The 15,348-nt window shown below is 68.8% G+C and carries 16 protein-coding genes; 9 read left to right on the top strand and 7 right to left on the bottom strand.

What is annotated here, in order from left to right; translation table 11 throughout:
• Positions 1–118: 118 nt before the first annotated feature.
• Positions 119–655: a GNAT family N-acetyltransferase gene (locus P3102_RS13775; RefSeq protein ID WP_276369468.1), complete on the bottom strand. Its 537-nt coding sequence runs from the start codon at positions 653–655 to the stop codon at positions 119–121.
• Positions 652–1,623 carry a quinone oxidoreductase gene (locus tag P3102_RS13780; RefSeq protein WP_276369469.1) on the bottom strand — a complete coding sequence of 324 codons (972 nt, stop codon included), beginning with the start codon at positions 1,621–1,623 and terminating at the stop codon, positions 652–654. The genes P3102_RS13775 and P3102_RS13780 overlap by 4 nt, the downstream gene beginning before the upstream one ends.
• Before the next feature lie 95 nt (positions 1,624–1,718).
• Between P3102_RS13780 and P3102_RS13785 the strand changes: the two genes are divergently transcribed.
• Positions 1,719–2,027 carry a hypothetical protein gene (locus P3102_RS13785; RefSeq protein ID WP_276369470.1) on the top strand — a complete coding sequence of 103 codons (309 nt, stop codon included), beginning with the start codon at positions 1,719–1,721 and terminating at the stop codon, positions 2,025–2,027.
• Positions 2,024–2,890, top strand: coding sequence for a hypothetical protein (locus tag P3102_RS13790; protein ID WP_276369471.1), 867 nt, complete (start codon positions 2,024–2,026; stop codon positions 2,888–2,890). The genes P3102_RS13785 and P3102_RS13790 overlap by 4 nt, the downstream gene beginning before the upstream one ends.
• Before the next feature lie 80 nt (positions 2,891–2,970).
• Here the strand turns inward: P3102_RS13790 and P3102_RS13795 are convergent, their stop codons facing one another.
• The 5 genes from P3102_RS13795 to mptB form a co-directional block, all read right to left on the bottom strand.
• On the bottom strand, positions 2,971–3,918 hold the full coding sequence (locus P3102_RS13795) for an acyl-CoA desaturase (RefSeq protein WP_276369472.1): 948 nt from the start codon (positions 3,916–3,918) through the stop codon (positions 2,971–2,973).
• A 115-nt stretch (positions 3,919–4,033) separates the two neighbouring features.
• Positions 4,034–5,002, bottom strand: coding sequence for a COX15/CtaA family protein (locus P3102_RS13800; RefSeq protein WP_276369473.1), 969 nt, complete (start codon positions 5,000–5,002; stop codon positions 4,034–4,036).
• Between the two features lie 65 nt (positions 5,003–5,067).
• The gene (locus P3102_RS13805) at positions 5,068–5,877 is read right to left on the bottom strand and encodes an ABC transporter permease (RefSeq protein ID WP_276369475.1); all 810 of its coding nucleotides are present in this window, start codon (positions 5,875–5,877) and stop codon (positions 5,068–5,070) included.
• Positions 5,874–6,800 (bottom strand): ABC transporter ATP-binding protein, encoded by a 927-nt coding sequence (locus P3102_RS13810; protein WP_276369476.1) that lies wholly within the window; start codon positions 6,798–6,800, stop codon positions 5,874–5,876. Before P3102_RS13810 ends, P3102_RS13805 begins: the two co-directional genes overlap by 4 nt.
• Before the next feature lie 19 nt (positions 6,801–6,819).
• Positions 6,820–8,406 carry a polyprenol phosphomannose-dependent alpha 1,6 mannosyltransferase MptB gene (gene mptB, locus P3102_RS13815; RefSeq protein ID WP_276371161.1) on the bottom strand — a complete coding sequence of 529 codons (1,587 nt, stop codon included), beginning with the start codon at positions 8,404–8,406 and terminating at the stop codon, positions 6,820–6,822.
• Between the two features lie 285 nt (positions 8,407–8,691).
• Here mptB and P3102_RS13820 point away from each other — a divergent pair, with 285 nt between their 5' ends.
• Genes P3102_RS13820 through P3102_RS13850 form a run of 7 tightly spaced genes read left to right on the top strand, consistent with a single transcriptional unit; the run spans position 8,692 to position 15,102 of the window.
• Positions 8,692–9,453: a winged helix-turn-helix transcriptional regulator gene (locus P3102_RS13820; RefSeq protein ID WP_276371163.1), complete on the top strand. Its 762-nt coding sequence runs from the start codon at positions 8,692–8,694 to the stop codon at positions 9,451–9,453.
• The gene (gene sufB / locus P3102_RS13825; protein ID WP_276369478.1) at positions 9,450–10,898 is read left to right on the top strand and encodes a Fe-S cluster assembly protein SufB; all 1,449 of its coding nucleotides are present in this window, start codon (positions 9,450–9,452) and stop codon (positions 10,896–10,898) included. The genes P3102_RS13820 and sufB overlap by 4 nt, the downstream gene beginning before the upstream one ends.
• Before the next feature lie 2 nt (positions 10,899–10,900).
• Positions 10,901–12,073: a Fe-S cluster assembly protein SufD gene (sufD, locus tag P3102_RS13830; RefSeq protein WP_276369480.1), complete on the top strand. Its 1,173-nt coding sequence runs from the start codon at positions 10,901–10,903 to the stop codon at positions 12,071–12,073.
• Between the two features lie 35 nt (positions 12,074–12,108).
• Positions 12,109–12,879, top strand: a complete 771-nt coding sequence (sufC, locus tag P3102_RS13835; protein WP_276369482.1) for a Fe-S cluster assembly ATPase SufC — start codon at positions 12,109–12,111, stop codon at positions 12,877–12,879.
• 39 nt (positions 12,880–12,918) lie between these two features.
• On the top strand, positions 12,919–14,247 hold the full coding sequence (locus P3102_RS13840; protein WP_276369484.1) for a cysteine desulfurase: 1,329 nt from the start codon (positions 12,919–12,921) through the stop codon (positions 14,245–14,247).
• A 1-nt stretch (position 14,248) separates the two neighbouring features.
• On the top strand, positions 14,249–14,698 hold the full coding sequence (sufU, locus tag P3102_RS13845) for a Fe-S cluster assembly sulfur transfer protein SufU (RefSeq protein WP_276369486.1): 450 nt from the start codon (positions 14,249–14,251) through the stop codon (positions 14,696–14,698).
• Entirely contained in the window at positions 14,695–15,102 is a 408-nt protein-coding gene (locus P3102_RS13850; protein ID WP_276369488.1) for a metal-sulfur cluster assembly factor, read from the top strand. The genes sufU and P3102_RS13850 overlap by 4 nt, the downstream gene beginning before the upstream one ends.
• The last annotated feature ends 246 nt before the right edge of the window (positions 15,103–15,348 follow it).

A 15,348-nucleotide genomic window follows, 5' to 3' on the forward strand; every position in this document is an offset into this window, starting at 1 on the left:
TCGTGGCTGGTGATGTCTCCCGCCCGCCCGAGTACATGAAGGCCCCCTTCCTTGCGCCTAGGTACAGGAAGGGGGCCTTCATGTACCTAGGCAAGGTGATTGGGCGGCACAGGGGAAGCTATCCGGCGTACTCCCAGGTGAGCAGGATGACCTCGACCCCCTTCTCGACCTCGACCTTGGGCGGCGAGTCGGTGGGGACGTAGCCCGCGCGGCGGGCGACGGCCTCGCTCGCCGCGTTCCGGGCGTCGATCCGCAGCCGGAGCGGGCTGAGCCCGAGCTGCAGCGCGTACGCGGTGAGCACCCGGAGAGCCCGCGCCGCGAGATCGCGGCCGCGGTGGGCGCGCCCGACCATGTAGCCGAGTTCGACCGGGTCCGAGTGTTCTCCCGGAAGCATCAGCACCACCTCGCCGAGTGGCGTCCCGCCGTCGGCCGTGATGGCGAGCCGGAGTCCCTTGCCTTCCGCTCGGCGGGTGACGCACTTCGCGTAATGGGCCTTCGCCGCCACCTCGTCGAAAGGCGAGGCCAGAGGGGTGAACCGCGCGACGGCGGGGTCGTCGAACAGTGCGGGCATTCCCGCGACGTCGTCTTCGGTCCACTCCCGCAGGACGAGCCCTTCGCCTTCGAGCCGGACCTGTTCCGGCCAGAGCACCGTCACGGGATCAGCAGCAGCTTGCCGGTGGTGCGCCGCCCCTGGAGGTCTTCGTGCGCCTGACGGGCGTCTCCCAGCGGGTAGCGGCCGCCGATCCGGATGGTCAGCGAGCCGTCTCGAACGGCGGCGAACAGTTCGTTCACCCGCCACTCCAGTTCCTCGCGGGTGAGCACGTAATGCGCGGAGGTGGGACGGGTGAGGTACACCGAGCCGCTGCGGTTGAGCAATTGCGGGTCGATCGGCGGCACCGGACCGCTGGCCGCGCCGTAGAGGGCCAGCAGCCCCCGGATCTTCAGGCTCGCCAGGCTGCCGTCCACCGTGGACTTGCCGACGCCGTCGTAGACCACCTCGACGCCCTTGCCGCCGGTGAGGTCACGGGTGACCTTCGCGAAGTCGACCTGGTCGTAGCGGATGACGTCGTCCGCGCCCGCCTGCTTGGCGAGTTCGGCCTTCTCGTCGGTGGAGACGGTGCCGATCACCCGGGCCCCGCGCGCCTTGGCCAGCTGGACGAGCAGCAGGCCCATCCCGCCCGCGGCGGCGTGGATCAGCACGTCGTCACCGGCCTTGACCTCGTAGGCCGAGGCGATCAGGGCGTGCGCGGTGACGCCCTGGAGCATCGTGGCGGCGGCGGTCTCCTCGGTCACGCCGTCGGGGATCTTCACCGCGATCGCGGCGGGAAGCAGCCGGCGCTGGGCGTAGCTGCCGAGCGAACCCTGCCAGGCGACCCGATCGCCGACGGTGAAGCCGGTGACGTCCGCGCCGACCGCGGCCACCGTGCCCGCGCCTTCCATGCCCGGCACGAACGGCGTGTCGACCGGGTAGATGCCCTCGCGGTGGTAGGTGTCGATGTAGTTGACGCCCGCCGCCGCGACGTCCACGAGCAGTTCCCCGGCTCCGGGTTCGCCGACCTCGACTTGCGCCGGCTCGAGGACTTCGGGACCGCCGGTTCGCCGGATCTGCACTGCCGTGGGCATACTTCCTCCTCGTTCAAGGTCGTTCCGACCGGCACAACTATGGCCGACGCCACGGTTATTCCGCGTCACGGGCCTTTCGCGGTTAAGCTCTGGCCGTGGCTGAGACCGAAGAGAAGACCGAGACCGCCGCCCCCACGTCGCGCCAGATCGCGGCCGCCCGTGACTTCGTGAAGCGGCACGGAAAGCCGTCACGCGCGGTGGTGGAGAACATCGGCCGGATCGGCGCCAGGGTCGTGCTCGTGGGCGCCGACGGCGCGCTCGGCGACGTCGTCGTCGGCTCCGTGGAGGCAGGCGAGGCGCTGGTCGAGGCCGTCGAAGACCTCGAGCCCGCCGAATGGGACAGCGAGACCGTGAAGGCCACCAAGATCGGCGCCGAGCACCGCCGCCGGATGGCGGGGAAGTGAGCGGATCCGCGCTCTTCGTCGCCTGCTCCGCGCTGCCGGAAGGCGACGGCGACGAGCACGCCGTTCCCGACGCGCTGGCCGACCTCGGCTTCAAGACTCGCTGGGCCGCTTGGGACGACACGACCGTCGACTTCGGCGCGGCCGACATCGTCGTGCTGCGCGCGACGTGGGATTACGCCGAGCGCCGCGACGAGTTCCTGTCCTGGACCGAAGCCGTGCCCACGCTGGCCAACGCGGCCCAAGTCGTGCGGTGGAACACCGACAAGTCCTACCTCGCCGAACTGGGTGACGCCGGGGTCGCGGTCGTGCCGACTACCCTGATCGCGCCCGATGACCAGGCCCCGCGCTGGCCCAAGGCCGAGTTCGTGCTGAAGCCCGCCGTCGGTGCCGGCTCACGAGGAACCGGCCGGTTCACGGACGGCGACGCGGCCGCCGCTCATCTCGCCGGACTGCAAGCCGACGGGCACACCGTGCTGCTCCAGCCGTATCAGTCCAGTGTGGACAGTGAGGGCGAGACCGCGCTGGTGTTCTTCGGCGGTGTGTACTCGCACGCGTTCTCGAAGGCCGCGATGCTGGGCCGGGAACTCGACGAATCCGGCCTGTACGTGACGGAGAAGCTCGCGCCCGTGCAACCCACCGCGGCCTTCCGTGCGCTGGCCGAAGACGCTCTGGACGCGACAGCGGCGCTGCTGGGCATCCTGCGCGCCGAACTGCTCTATGCCCGCGTGGATCTCGTCGCCGGGCCGGACGGCAGGCCGTCGCTACTGGAACTGGAGCTCGTCGAGCCTTCGCTCGGCTTCCGGCAGACCGACCCCGCGGCCGCCTGGCGGTTCGCCTCCGCCGTCCGCCAGCAACTCGCCTGACGCGCCCCCGCGATTCGGCACCTGCTGGCGATGCTCGCAACGCGCAAGGATCGCCAGCAGGTGCCGGATCGCGGAAGGGGTCAGGCGGGTTTGGCGAGTTTGGCGGCCACGCGCTCGGGCTTCGGCCACCGCACGTCCCGCGCCCAGCCGAACTTCTCGAACAGCCAGATCACCCGTGCCGACACGTCGACCTGCCCGCGCAGGACACCGTGCCGTGCGCAGGTGGGGTCGGCGTGGTGGGAGTTGTGCCACGACTCGCCCATGGACAGGATCGCCAGCGGCCAGAAGTTCGCCGCCTTGTCGCGGCTGGCGAACGGGCGTTCGCCGACCATGTGACAGATCGAGTTCACCGACCAGGTGACGTGGTGCAGGAACGCGATCCGGACCAGCCCGGCCCAGAAGAACCCGGTCACCGCACCCCACCACGACCAGCTGATCAGCCCGCCGAGCACCGCGGGCAGCGCGAGACTCAGCGTGATCCACAGCCAGAAGTAGCGGTTCACCACGCGCAGGTCCTTGTCGGCGACCAGATCCGGCGCGAAACGGTCGTAGTTGGTCACTTCACGGCTGAACATCCAGCCCATGTGCGCGTGCCAGAAGCCGCGCAGCAGCGCCGACGGCGACGTTCCGAACAGCCAGGGGGAGTGCGGGTCGCCTTCTCGGTCGGCGAAGGCGTGGTGGCGACGGTGGCTGGCCACCCAGAAGATGACCGAACCCTGCACCGCGAAACTCCCGGCGATGGCGAGCGCGATCCGGAGCGGCCGCCCGGCCTTGAAGGCGCCGTGGGTGAAGTAGCGGTGGTATCCGACGGTCACCCCGAGCGTCCCGACGGTGTAGAACACGACCGCCAGTGCGAGATCGACCCAGGTCATGCCCCAGCCCCACACGATCGGCACCGCGGCGATCAGCGCGACGAAGGGGACCAGCAGAAAGGTCTTGAGGATCAGCATCTCCCCGGAGCCTCGCCGGTGGGAGATCAGGGGTTTGGACGGACTGGCCGGTGCGTCCGGCTCGGTGCTGGCGGTCATACGACACCTCGTGCCTCGACTCGGTGGTGACCCCCGTGCGGGGCACCGAAACGCAGCGTAAGGGCAGCGTCTGGCGAGCACGCCGCCCGGGGGTTACGTCCGGTTTGCCAAGGGGTCAGTTCGAAATGGCGAGTTCCCGTTCAGCGGCATGGGAAACGGGCGTCGGGCCTCGATCACGTGAGCCGCACCACAGTGCCGCCGTCGAAATGATCACCAGTGCGGCGCCGAGGACGTGGGACGCCACCAGCGCCTCCGGTACGCCAAGGGCGTATTGCACCGAGCCCAGGACGCCCTGGGCGAGCGCGATCACCCAGACGAAGGCGTAGCGCCGCCACAACTGCTTCGGCGTTTCACCCCGCATCAACTGGAGCCCGAAGACGGCCAGCACGACCAGGTAGACCACCAGCAGTCCGCCGTGCACCTGGGTGAGCGTCTCGATCGGGGCCTGGAGCCGGTGGGTGCCGGGGTCGCCGCCGTGCGGGCCCGCGCCGGTCACGGTGGTGCCCGCCACGAGGACCGCCCACATCGACACGATGAGCGCGATCAGGGTCTTGCGGCCCGCGTCCGGGATCAGCCAGCGGGCGGGCTCGTCACCCTCCTTGAACGCCCGCAGCAGCAGCACCGCGAGCCAGACCAGGGGAGTGGAGGCCAGGAAGTGGAGCGCGACGGTCCACCATTCGAGTTTGGCGAGCACGGTGATCCCGCCGACGATGGCCTGCAGGATCACCCCGGCGGGCATCGTCCAGGCCAGCTTCACCAGACGACGACGGCTCGGGTGCTCGATCCGCACCCGCCAGGCGGTGATCACGCACAGCGCGGCGACCAGGATGACCACCCCGAACAGCATCCGGTTGCCGAACTCGATCCACTGGTTGAGCGCGTCGAATTCGGGATGCGCGACGGGCACGATGCTGCCTTCGACACACTGGGGCCAGGTCGGGCAACCGAGACCCGATCCCGTGACGCGGACGACCGAGCCGGTGACACCGATTCCGGCCTGGGCGATCACCGCCGCCATCGCGACCGCTCGCTGGACCGTGAACGAGGGATACGGCAGACGCGCTACAAGACTCTGGAACGGCACGCCTCCGATGCTAGAACGCCGTTCCTGAGAGCCTTCCACCGGCCGGACCCGCTGTGTCGGGCGCCTCAGGTGAGTTTCGTGGTCTTGCTCGCCAGCGCACCCGCGACGACGCCCCAGCCGATGAGCACCGCGAACGGGCCCCAGCCGAACGAACCGTCCAGCAGCACCGACCGCAGTCCTTCGGCGAGCGCGCCAGAGGGCAGCAGTTCGACGATCCAGCCGACGCCGGACGGCATCGTCGACGGTGCCAGCAGGATGCCGCCCGCGAGCAGCAGCACGAACCAGACGATGTTCGCCAGCGCCAGCACGGCCTCCGCGCGCAGCGCCCCGCCGAGCAGCAGGCCCAGCGCGCCGAACGCCAGGGTGCCGACGAGCAGGAACGGGAGCGCGCCGAGAAGCCCGCCCAGTGACGGCGACCAGCCCAGCAACGCGGCCACGGCACCGAGGATCACCGCCTGGAGCGCGACCACGACCAGCGCGGCGGCGACCCGGCCGGCGATGAGCAGCCAGCGGGGCAGCGCGGTGGCGGAAAGCCGTTTGAGGACGCCGTAACGGCGGTCGAAGCCCAGTGCGATGGCCTGCCCGGTGAACGCGGACGACAGCACCGCGAGCGCCAGGATCCTCGGCGTGATCCAGTCCACTTGGGACGAATCGCCGAGTTGCGACGACGGCAGGATGTCCAGCAGCGACAAACCGATCAGCAAGGCGAGCGGAATGAGCAGGGTCAGCAGGATCTGCTCGCCGTGGCGCAGCGTCAGGCTCGCTTCGACCTTCGCGTGCGTGCGCAGCATCTTGCCGAGCGAACCGCGTCCGGGGGCCGGGGTGAACGTGCCCGCGGCGAACCGGGGGGCGGGCGGTGTGGGCAGGGTGGTCATGCGCGCAGTTCCCGTCCGGTCAGCTCCAGGAAGACCTCTTCCAGTGTGCGCCTGCCGACCTGCAGTTCCTCCGGCATGACGCCCTGCTGGGCGCACCACGCCGTCACCGTCGACACCACCTGCGGGTCGATCGTGCCCTCGACGAGGTACGTCCCCGGCGCCGACTCGTGGACGAGATGCCCCTCGGGCAGTGCCGCGGTCAGCAGGGCGGTATCGAGTCGCGTCCGGGCCTTGAAGCGAAGCTGCGCGGTCTCACCGGACTCGACGGTCAGCGCCTGCGGAGAGCCTTCGACGACGACCTTGCCGTGGTCCACGATCACCACGGTGTCGGCCAGCGTTTCGGCCTCCTCCATCAGATGCGTGGTGAGCAGCACGCTGACGCCGTCGGCGCGCAGTGCGCCGAGCAGATCCCAGACCAGACGGCGGGCCTGCGGGTCCATACCCGCCGTCGGCTCGTCGAGGAACAGCAGTTCCGGGCGGCCGACGAGCGCGCATGCGAGCGAAAGCCGTTGCTGCTGCCCGCCGGAGAGCCGTTTGAACGGCGTCTTCCTCGCTCCCGCGAGACCGAGGACATCCAGCAGCCAGGCGGGTTCGAGCGGGTTCGCCGCGCACGCGGCGACCAGTCCGAGCATCTCGTCGGCGCGGACGCCGGGATAGGCGCCGCCGCCCTGGGGCATCACCCCGATCCGCGGCCGCAGTGCCGAGCCCTCCCGCGCCGGGTTCATCCCCAGCACGCGGACTTCGCCTTCGTCAGGCCGCAGGAAGCCTTCGCAGATCTCGACGGTGGTGGTCTTGCCGGCCCCGTTCGGGCCGAGCAGCGCGAGCAACGAGCCACGTTCCATCCGCAGGTCGAGTCCATCGACGGCGGTGGTGGATCCGTAGCGTTTCACCAGCCCGGTGATCTCGACGGCGGGGGTGTTCACGACAGGTCACGATACGGCCTCACGCCGGGACCGAATGCTCCGGGGACGGTCTGGACAGCAGTAGCGGGGAAAGGCGATGGACGAGGAACAGCCCCAGTAGCGTGACGACCCCGGCGGCGGCCCACGCGAACGGCAGGACGAAGCCGCGGCCCTCGAAGGTGCTTCCCGTCGTCGGCAGCAGGAACGGCAGGACCGCGGTGACGATCGTCGCCGCCATGCGGAACCGTGAGGTGCCGGCAGCCGCGGCGAGCGGGATGATCGCCCACAGCAGGTACCAGGGCTGGAGCGCGACGTGCAGCACCATCACCGCGCCCAGCGAGACACCGAGGCCGATGATCGGCCGGTAGCGCCATTTGAAGCTGTCCCAGAGGAACTTGACCGTCACCGCGCCCGCGACGACATAGCCGAGCGCGCCGAGGATCGGCACCATCGCGTTGGTGTGGTTGCCGAGGCCGAGGGCGATGCCGAGGACACCGCCGAGCGCGGCGAGTTCCGACGTCGGCGAGATCCACGAGCGGACCAGTCCCGGCGTCTCGAGCGCGCCGACCCAACCGAAACCGAGGCCGGTGCCGTAGCAGACCGCCACCAGCACCACCCCGAACAGCAACGCCATCGGCACCGCGGCGGTGACCAGGTCCTTGATCCGGCCGTGCCGTCGTCTGGCCACCATCACGGTGAAGAACGGCAGCGCGAGGATCGCGTTGATCTTCACCGCGACGCCGAGGGTGATGAGCACCACCCCGAATCCGATGTAGAGCAGTTCGCCCTTGGCCAGCGGGGGAGGCGCGTCGTGTTTGAACCGCACCGGCATCCGCTGGAGACCGACCTCCAGCCCGGCCACCATGAGCCCGATCGCCAGCGCGTCGTTGTGGGCGCCCGCGACGAAGTGGAAGATCAGCAGCGGATTCGCCGCGCCGAGCCACAGCGCGGTCGCGGGCTGGACCCCGAACCGCCGGGCCAGCCGGGGCAGCGCCCAGATGATCAGGACGACGCCGATCAGCGCGAGCCCGCGCTGCAGCAGCACCCCGGTCACGATGTTGCCGCTGCTCAGCGGAGCCAGCCAGCCGCCGAGGCGCAGCAGCAGCGGGCCGTAGGGCGCCGGGGTCTCGCGCCACATGTTGGAGACGCCCGAGGTCAGCGGGTCGGAGACGCCGAGCGCTTCGGCGGGTCCGAGGGAGTACGGGTCCATCCCGCGGGCGACGATCTCGCTCTGCGCGAGATAGCTGTAGACGTCGCGGGAGAACAGCGGCGGGATGACCAGCAGCGGTGCGCACCAGAGCGCGATGGTGCGGGCGAGCTGGCCCTGGGTGGCGAGGCGGCGGCGCGCGGGCTGCGCGAACCGGCCGAGCAGCAGCCAGCTCAGCACGATGATCGCCATCCCGGCCAGGCCCATCGCGAGCGAGACCATCGGGATGCGGGTGAACAGCCGCAGGACCGGGATCTCCTGCACCGGGTTGATCACCGGCGCGGCGCCCGCGCCGAGCGAGCCGAGGGCGAGGAACAGGGAGCCGACCGCGCCGAACCGGCGGACCACGTTCAGGCCGCGCAGTTCCTCGTCGTTCAGCGGCTCCGCTTCGTGCGGGTGCCCGGGAGTGAGAGTCGCCACCGGCCCCGCCGCCGCGTCCTCCGGCTCTGACCCGTCCGTGTCCCGCTGCGCCGGGTGATCGCCCACTGCCACGCACGAAGGGTAGCGATGCGGGGAACAACGCAACTCGGCACCTGGTTGCGGTGGTTGCGCGGGCAAGGATCGCAACCCGCCATCTCATTGCGCCGGAAGGGCAGAAAGTGACCCACGACACTCCGTGAGGCACCCCTCTTTGCCGTCTTCCCGGAAATACGTCACACTTGTGTTGTGAAAAAGACGGGGACGCGGGACGAGGCCGGTGGCGACATGCCCCGCGCCGAGGTCCAGCCTGTCCCCGTACAGGTCGGCCCCGAGGGTCGGACCAGGCACGAAGTGGCCCGCTTGCTGCTGGAACAGGGTCCGATGACCGCTGTCGTGGTGGCCGAGCAGCTGGGGATCAGCGCCGCCGCCGTCCGCCGTCATCTCGACGCGCTGCTCGCCGACGGTGAAGCCGAAACCCGGGACGCGCCCCGCCGCGGTCCCCGCGGGCGAGGACGTCCCGCCAAGAACTTCCTGCTGACCGAAGCCGGCCGGGCCCGGTTCGGGCACGCCTACGACGACCTCGCGTCCTCGGCCATCCGCTTCCTCGCCGAGCACGCCGGGGAAGACGCGGTGAAGGCCTTCGCGGAGGCGCGGGTCGCCTCGCTGGTCGGCCCGCATCAGGACGCGATCACCCAGCACGCGGATCCCGCCGCTCGCGCCGAGGCCCTCGCTGCGGCGTTGACCAGGGAAGGTTACGCTGCGTCGACCCGTCAGGTCGGTGTCGGTGAACAGCTCTGCCAGCACCATTGCCCGGTCGCCCACGTCGCCGCCGAGTTCCCTCAGTTGTGCGAAGCCGAGACAGAGGCTTTCGCGGAACTTCTGGGTACCCACGTCCAGCGACTGGCGACCATCGCACGCGGTGACAACGCGTGCACCACCCACGTACCCGTCGTCTCGACGGGTCACCCGGCCAAACCAGGGCCGGGAAGCACGGCGCCCTCTCCAGGGCGCACAGCACGGATCCCGAATGGAGGGAAACCCGCATGACTGCCGCTGCCGAGCAGCGCACTCCCACCACCGCGCCCATGAGCCAAGAAGAGACCATCGAGTCCCTTGGCAAGTACGCGTTCGGCTGGGCGGACTCCGACGAGGCGGGCTCAACGGCCCGTCGAGGACTCAACGAGGACGTCGTCACCGACATCTCCTCGAAGAAGTCCGAGCCGGAGTGGATGCGCGAAGCGCGACTCAAGGCGCTCAAGCTTTTCGACTTGAAGCCGATGCCCAACTGGGGTGCGGACCTCTCCGGGATCGACTTCGACAACATCAAGTACTTCGTGCGGTCCAGTGAGAAGCAGGCCACTTCCTGGGAAGACCTGCCCGAGGACATCAAGAACACCTACGACCGGCTGGGCATCCCCGAGGCGGAGAAGCAGCGCCTCGTCGCCGGTGTCGCCGCGCAGTACGAGTCCGAGGTCGTCTACCACTCGATCCGCGAGGACCTGGAGGCCCAGGGCGTCCTGTTCCTGGACACCGACACCGCGCTCAAGGAGCACCCGGAGCTCTTCAAGGAGTACTTCGGTTCCGTGATCCCGGCCGGGGACAACAAGTTCTCCGCGCTGAACACCGCGGTGTGGTCGGGTGGTTCGTTCATCTACGTGCCCAAGGGCGTCAAGGTGGACATCCCGCTGCAGGCCTACTTCCGGATCAACACCGAGAACATGGGCCAGTTCGAGCGGACCCTGATCATCGTCGACGAAGACGCCTACGTGCACTACGTCGAGGGTTGCACCGCGCCGATCTACCAGTCCGACTCGCTGCACTCGGCGGTCGTGGAGATCATCGTGAAGAAGGGCGCCCGCTGCCGCTACACGACCATCCAGAACTGGTCGAACAACGTCTACAACCTGGTCACCAAGCGCGCCAAGTGCGAAGAGGGCGCGACCATGGAGTGGATCGACGGCAACATCGGTTCCAAGGTCACGATGAAGTACCCGTCCGTGTTCCTCATGGGCGAGCACGCCAAGGGCGAGGTCCTCTCGGTCGCGTTCGCGGGCGAAGGCCAGCACCAGGACGCCGGCGCGAAGATGGAGCACCTGGCGCCGCACACCTCCTCGACCATCGTGTCGAAGTCGGTGGCGCGCGGCGGTGGCCGCACCTCCTACCGCGGCCTGGTCAAGGTCGCGAAGCGGGCGCACCACTCGCGGTCCAGTGTCGTCTGCGACGCGCTGCTCGTCGACACGATCTCGCGGTCGGACACCTATCCGTACGTCGACATCCGCAACGACGAGGTCTCCATGGGCCACGAGGCGACCGTCTCGAAGGTCAGCGAAGACCAGATGTTCTACCTCATGTCGCGCGGTCTCGACGAGGCCGAGGCCATGGCGATGATCGTGCGCGGGTTCGTCGAGCCCATCGCGCGTGAGCTGCCGATGGAGTACGCGCTCGAGCTGAACCGCCTGATCGAGCTTCAGATGGAAGGGTCCGTCGGCTAGTCATGTCGGTTACCGAGAACAACGTTTCCGAAGCGATGCGCGAGGGCGTGGTCATCCCGGCCACGTCCCGCGCGGAGCGCTTCACCTCCTACGACGTCGAGGCCTTCGAGGTCCCGGGCGGTCGTGAGGAGAACTGGCGGTTCACCCCGATGAAGCGGCTGCGAGGCCTGCACGACGGGTCCGCCGCCGCTTCGGGTTCGGCCACGGTGAACGCCGACGCCGCGCCCGAACTGAAGATCGAGCAGGTCGGCCGGGACGACGAGCGCCTCGGCGCCGCGGGTGTCCCGAGCGACCGGATCGCCGCGCAGGCGTACTCCTCGTTCACCGAGGCCACCGTCATCACGGTGCCCAAGGAGACGAAGACGTCGAAGCCGTCGACGGTGAAGATCACCGGCCCCGGCGAGGGCAAGGTCGCCTACGGGCACGTGCAGGTGCGCGCCGAACAGTTCTCCGAGGCCGTCATCGTCCTCGACCACGTCGGCTCCGGCACCTACGCCGACAACGTCGAGTTCGTGATCGGCGATTCGGCGAACGTGACCGTGGTCAGCGTCCAGGACTGGGCCGACGACGCGGTGCACGTCTCCGAGCAGCACCTCGAGCTCGGCCGCGACGCCACGCTCAAGCACATCGTCATCACCCTGGGCGGTGACCTCGTCCGCGTCTCGCCGACGGCGACCTTCGCCGACAAGGGCGGCGACGTCGAGATGCTCGGCCTGTACTTCGCGGACGAAGGTCAGCACCAGGAGCACCGTCTCTTCGTCGACCACGCGGTGCCGAACTGCAAGTCGCGGGTGATGTACAAGGGCGCGCTGCAGGGCGACGGCGCGCACACCGTGTGGGTCGGCGACGTGCTGATCCGGGCGGCCGCCGAGGCCACCGACACCTACGAGCTCAACCGCAACCTGGTGCTGACGCCGGGCGCGCGGGCGGACTCGATCCCGAACCTGGAGATCGAGACCGGCGAGATCGAAGGCGCCGGCCACGCGAGCGCCACGGGAAGGTTCGACGACGAGCAGTTGTTCTACCTTCAGTCGCGCGGAATCGGCGAAGACGCCGCGCGCCGCCTGGTCGTACGCGGGTTCTTCCACGAGATCCTGGTCAAGATCGGTGTTCCCGAGGTGCGCGAGCGTCTCGAGGCCGCGATCGAAGCCGAACTCGAAGCCGTGGGCGTCTAAGCCCTCGTCCGTCCACATCAGACTTTAGGAAAGAAATGCCTACGCTGGAAATCAAGGATCTGCACGCCTCGGTCACGACCGAGGAGGGCCCCAAGGAGATTCTCAAGGGCGTCAACCTGACCATTTCCTCGGGCGAGACCCACGCGATCATGGGCCCCAACGGGTCGGGCAAGTCCACGCTGTCCTACGCCATCGCCGGTCACCCCAAGTACGAAGTCACCTCCGGGCAGGTTCTGCTCGACGGTGAGGACGTGCTGGAGATGAGTGTCGACGAGCGCGCCCGCGCGGGCCTGTTCCTCGCCATGCAGTACCCGGTCGAGGTACCGGGCGTGTCCATGTCCAACTTCCTCCGCACCGCGGCCACCGCGGTCCGTGGCGAGGCTCCCAAGCTGCGCCACTGGGTCAAGGAGGTCAAGGAGGAGATGGGCAAGCTGGACATCTCGTCCGAGTTCGCCGAGCGTTCGGTGAACGAGGGCTTTTCCGGCGGCGAGAAGAAGCGCCACGAGATCCTGCAGCTGGCGCTGCTCAAGCCCAAGATCGCCATCCTCGACGAGACCGACTCCGGCCTCGACGTCGACGCGCTGCGCGTCGTGTCCGAAGGCGTCAACGAGTTCAAGTCGAACAACGACGCCGGCGTCATGCTGATCACGCACTACACGCGGATCCTGCGGCACATCACGCCCGACTTCGTGCACGTCTTCGCGGGCGGCAGGATCGTCGAGTCCGGTGGCCGTGAACTCGCGGACGAGCTCGAGGAGAACGGGTACGTCAAGTACACCGGCTCCGCCGAGACCGCCGCCGTCTGATCACTGAACTTCACGACTACACCGAGAGGAGTTGGCCCGATGACCACCACCACGGCTAACTCTCCTGATGGACCCTCCGCTGGAACAAGTACGCCGGGCCGGGCCGCACCGCTGGACGTAGCGACCATCAGGGCCGACTTCCCGATCCTGACCCGCACGGTGCGGGACGGGAAACCCTTGGTGTATCTGGATTCCGGTGCGACGTCCCAGAAACCGGTGCAGGTGCTCGAAGCCGAGCGCCGGTTCCTGGAGACCTCGAACGCCGCGGTGCACCGCGGCGCGCACCAGCTCGCCGAAGAGGCGACCGACGCCTACGAATCCGCCCGCGTGCGGATCGCGGAGTTCGTCGGCGCCTCCCCGCACGAGCTGGTGTTCACCAAGAACGCCACCGAGGGCATCAACCTCGTCGCCTACGCGATGAGCAACGCCGCCACGGCCGGTTCGGGGGCCGAGCGGTTCAAGATCGGCCCCGGCGACGAGATCGTCGTCACCGAGATGGAGCACCACGCGAACCTGGTGCCGTGGCAGCAGCTCTGCCAGCGCACCGGCGCGACGCTGAAGTGGTTCTCCGTCACCGCGGACGGCAGGCTCGATCTGTCCAAGGTGGACGAGTTGATCACCGCGCGGACCAAGGTGCTGGCGTTCACGCACCAGTCCAATGTCCTCGGCACGATCAACCCGGTCGAGTTCCTGGTGAAAAAGGCCCGCAAGGTCGGCGCGCTGGTCGTGCTGGACGCCTGCCAGTCGGTGCCACACTTCCCGGTCGATCTCCACGCGCTGGACGTCGACTTCGCCGCCTTCGCCGGGCACAAGATGGTCGGCCCGTACGGCATCGGTGTCCTTTACGGCCGTCGCGAGCTGCTCGAAGCGATGCCGCCGTTCCTGACCGGCGGCTCGATGATCGAGCTGGTCCACATGGAGCAGACCACCTTCGCCGCGCCGCCGCAGCGGTTCGAGGCGGGCACCCCGATGACGTCGCAGGCCGTCGGCCTCGGCGCGGCCGCCGACTACCTGTCGGCGATCGGCATGGAGCGGGTCGCCGCGCACGAGCACCTCCTCACCGAGGCCGCGCTGGCGGGGCTCGGCGAGATTCCTGGCGTGCGGATCATCGGTCCCACCGACATGGCCGACCGCGGTGGACTGGTGTCGTTCGTCATCGACGGCGTCCACCCGCACGACTCGGGTCAGGTGCTGGACAGTCTCGGTATCGCCGTCCGCGTCGGGCACCACTGCGCGTGGCCGCTGCACCGGGCCTGCTCGGTCCCGGCGACCGTGCGCGCGTCGTTCTACGTCTACAACACCCTGGCCGAAGTGGACGCGCTGGTGAACGGTGTGCGTGAGGCGCAGAAGTTCTTCGGGGTGGCGTGACATGAACCTGGAGAGCATGTACCAGGAGATCATCCTGGACCACTACAAGAACCCGCACGGCCGCGGTCTGCGCGATCCGTTCGACGCCGAATCGTTCCAGGTCAACCCGACCTGCGGCGACGAGGTGACGCTGCGGGTGAAGGTCGACGACGGGAAGGTCGCCGACGTCTCCTACGAGGGGCAGGGCTGTTCGATCAGCCAGGCTTCCACGTCGGTCTTGACGGATCTCGTCGTCGGGCACACCGTGGAGGAGGCGTTCACCACCATGGACGCCTTCGTCGAGCTGATGCAGGGCAGAGGGCAGATCGAACCGGACGAGGAAGTGCTGGAGGACGGCATCGCCTTCGCCGGCGTGGCCAAGTACCCGGCCCGCGTCAAATGCGCCCTGCTCGGGTGGATGGCGTTCAAGGACGCCGTCGCCCGCACGACCAACGGAGTTGAGACGGCATGACCGAACAGCAGACCGAAACCCGCGAGGGGCGCACGGCCGCCGACCTCGACGCCGAGACCGCCGCCGTCCCGGACAGCGCCGACCTGGCGAAGGTCGAAGACGTCGAAGAGGCGATGCGTGACGTCGTCGACCCCGAACTCGGCATCAACGTCGTCGACCTCGGGCTGGTCTACGGCATCCATGTCGAGGCGGACAACACCGCCACCATCGACATGACCCTGACCTCGGCGGCCTGCCCGCTGACCGACGTCATCGAGGACCAGACCGGAGCCGCCCTCGTCGGCGGCGGAACCGGGCTGGTCAAGGACTTCCGGATCAACTGGGTCTGGATGCCGCCGTGGGGCCCGGAGAAGATCACCGACGACGGCCGCGAACAGCTGCGTGCCCTGGGCTTCACCGTCTGACGCACTTCGCGTTTCCCGCGCTATGAACGGTCCTTTCCTGGCGAATTCCGCCAGGAAAGGACCGTTCGTTGTTTTGGCGGTGGGGTCGGGACGTTGAGCCGTATAACGACCTATACCGATTCGCGTCGTGAGTGGCGATTCGGGTTGTTGAGGGATGAGGCGGAAGTATCGTTTCGTGAGCTCTGCCGAAGTCCGTGAAGGCCTCCTTGAGGGACTCTGGATCCCTCAAGGAGGCGCCTTCACGGA

The organism is Amycolatopsis sp. QT-25 (assembly GCF_029369745.1).
GTDB lineage: Bacteria > Actinomycetota > Actinomycetes > Mycobacteriales > Pseudonocardiaceae > Amycolatopsis.

Excerpts from the sequence above, each read along its gene's own strand:
- P3102_RS13780 (WP_276369469.1), bottom strand. The coding sequence starts at position 1,623 with ATGCCCACGGCAGTGCAGATCCGGCGAACCGGCGGTCCCGAAGTCCTC.
- P3102_RS13795 (WP_276369472.1), bottom strand. The coding sequence starts at position 3,918 with ATGACCGCCAGCACCGAGCCGGACGCACCGGCCAGTCCGTCCAAACCC.
- P3102_RS13805 (WP_276369475.1), bottom strand. The coding sequence starts at position 5,877 with ATGACCACCCTGCCCACACCGCCCGCCCCCCGGTTCGCCGCGGGCACG.
- P3102_RS13820 (WP_276371163.1), top strand. The coding sequence starts at position 8,692 with ATGCCCCGCGCCGAGGTCCAGCCTGTCCCCGTACAGGTCGGCCCCGAG.
- sufB (WP_276369478.1), top strand. The coding sequence starts at position 9,450 with ATGACTGCCGCTGCCGAGCAGCGCACTCCCACCACCGCGCCCATGAGC.
- sufD (WP_276369480.1), top strand. The coding sequence starts at position 10,901 with ATGTCGGTTACCGAGAACAACGTTTCCGAAGCGATGCGCGAGGGCGTG.
- sufC (WP_276369482.1), top strand. The coding sequence starts at position 12,109 with ATGCCTACGCTGGAAATCAAGGATCTGCACGCCTCGGTCACGACCGAG.
- P3102_RS13840 (WP_276369484.1), top strand. The coding sequence starts at position 12,919 with ATGACCACCACCACGGCTAACTCTCCTGATGGACCCTCCGCTGGAACA.
- sufU (WP_276369486.1), top strand. The coding sequence starts at position 14,249 with ATGAACCTGGAGAGCATGTACCAGGAGATCATCCTGGACCACTACAAG.
- P3102_RS13850 (WP_276369488.1), top strand. The coding sequence starts at position 14,695 with ATGACCGAACAGCAGACCGAAACCCGCGAGGGGCGCACGGCCGCCGAC.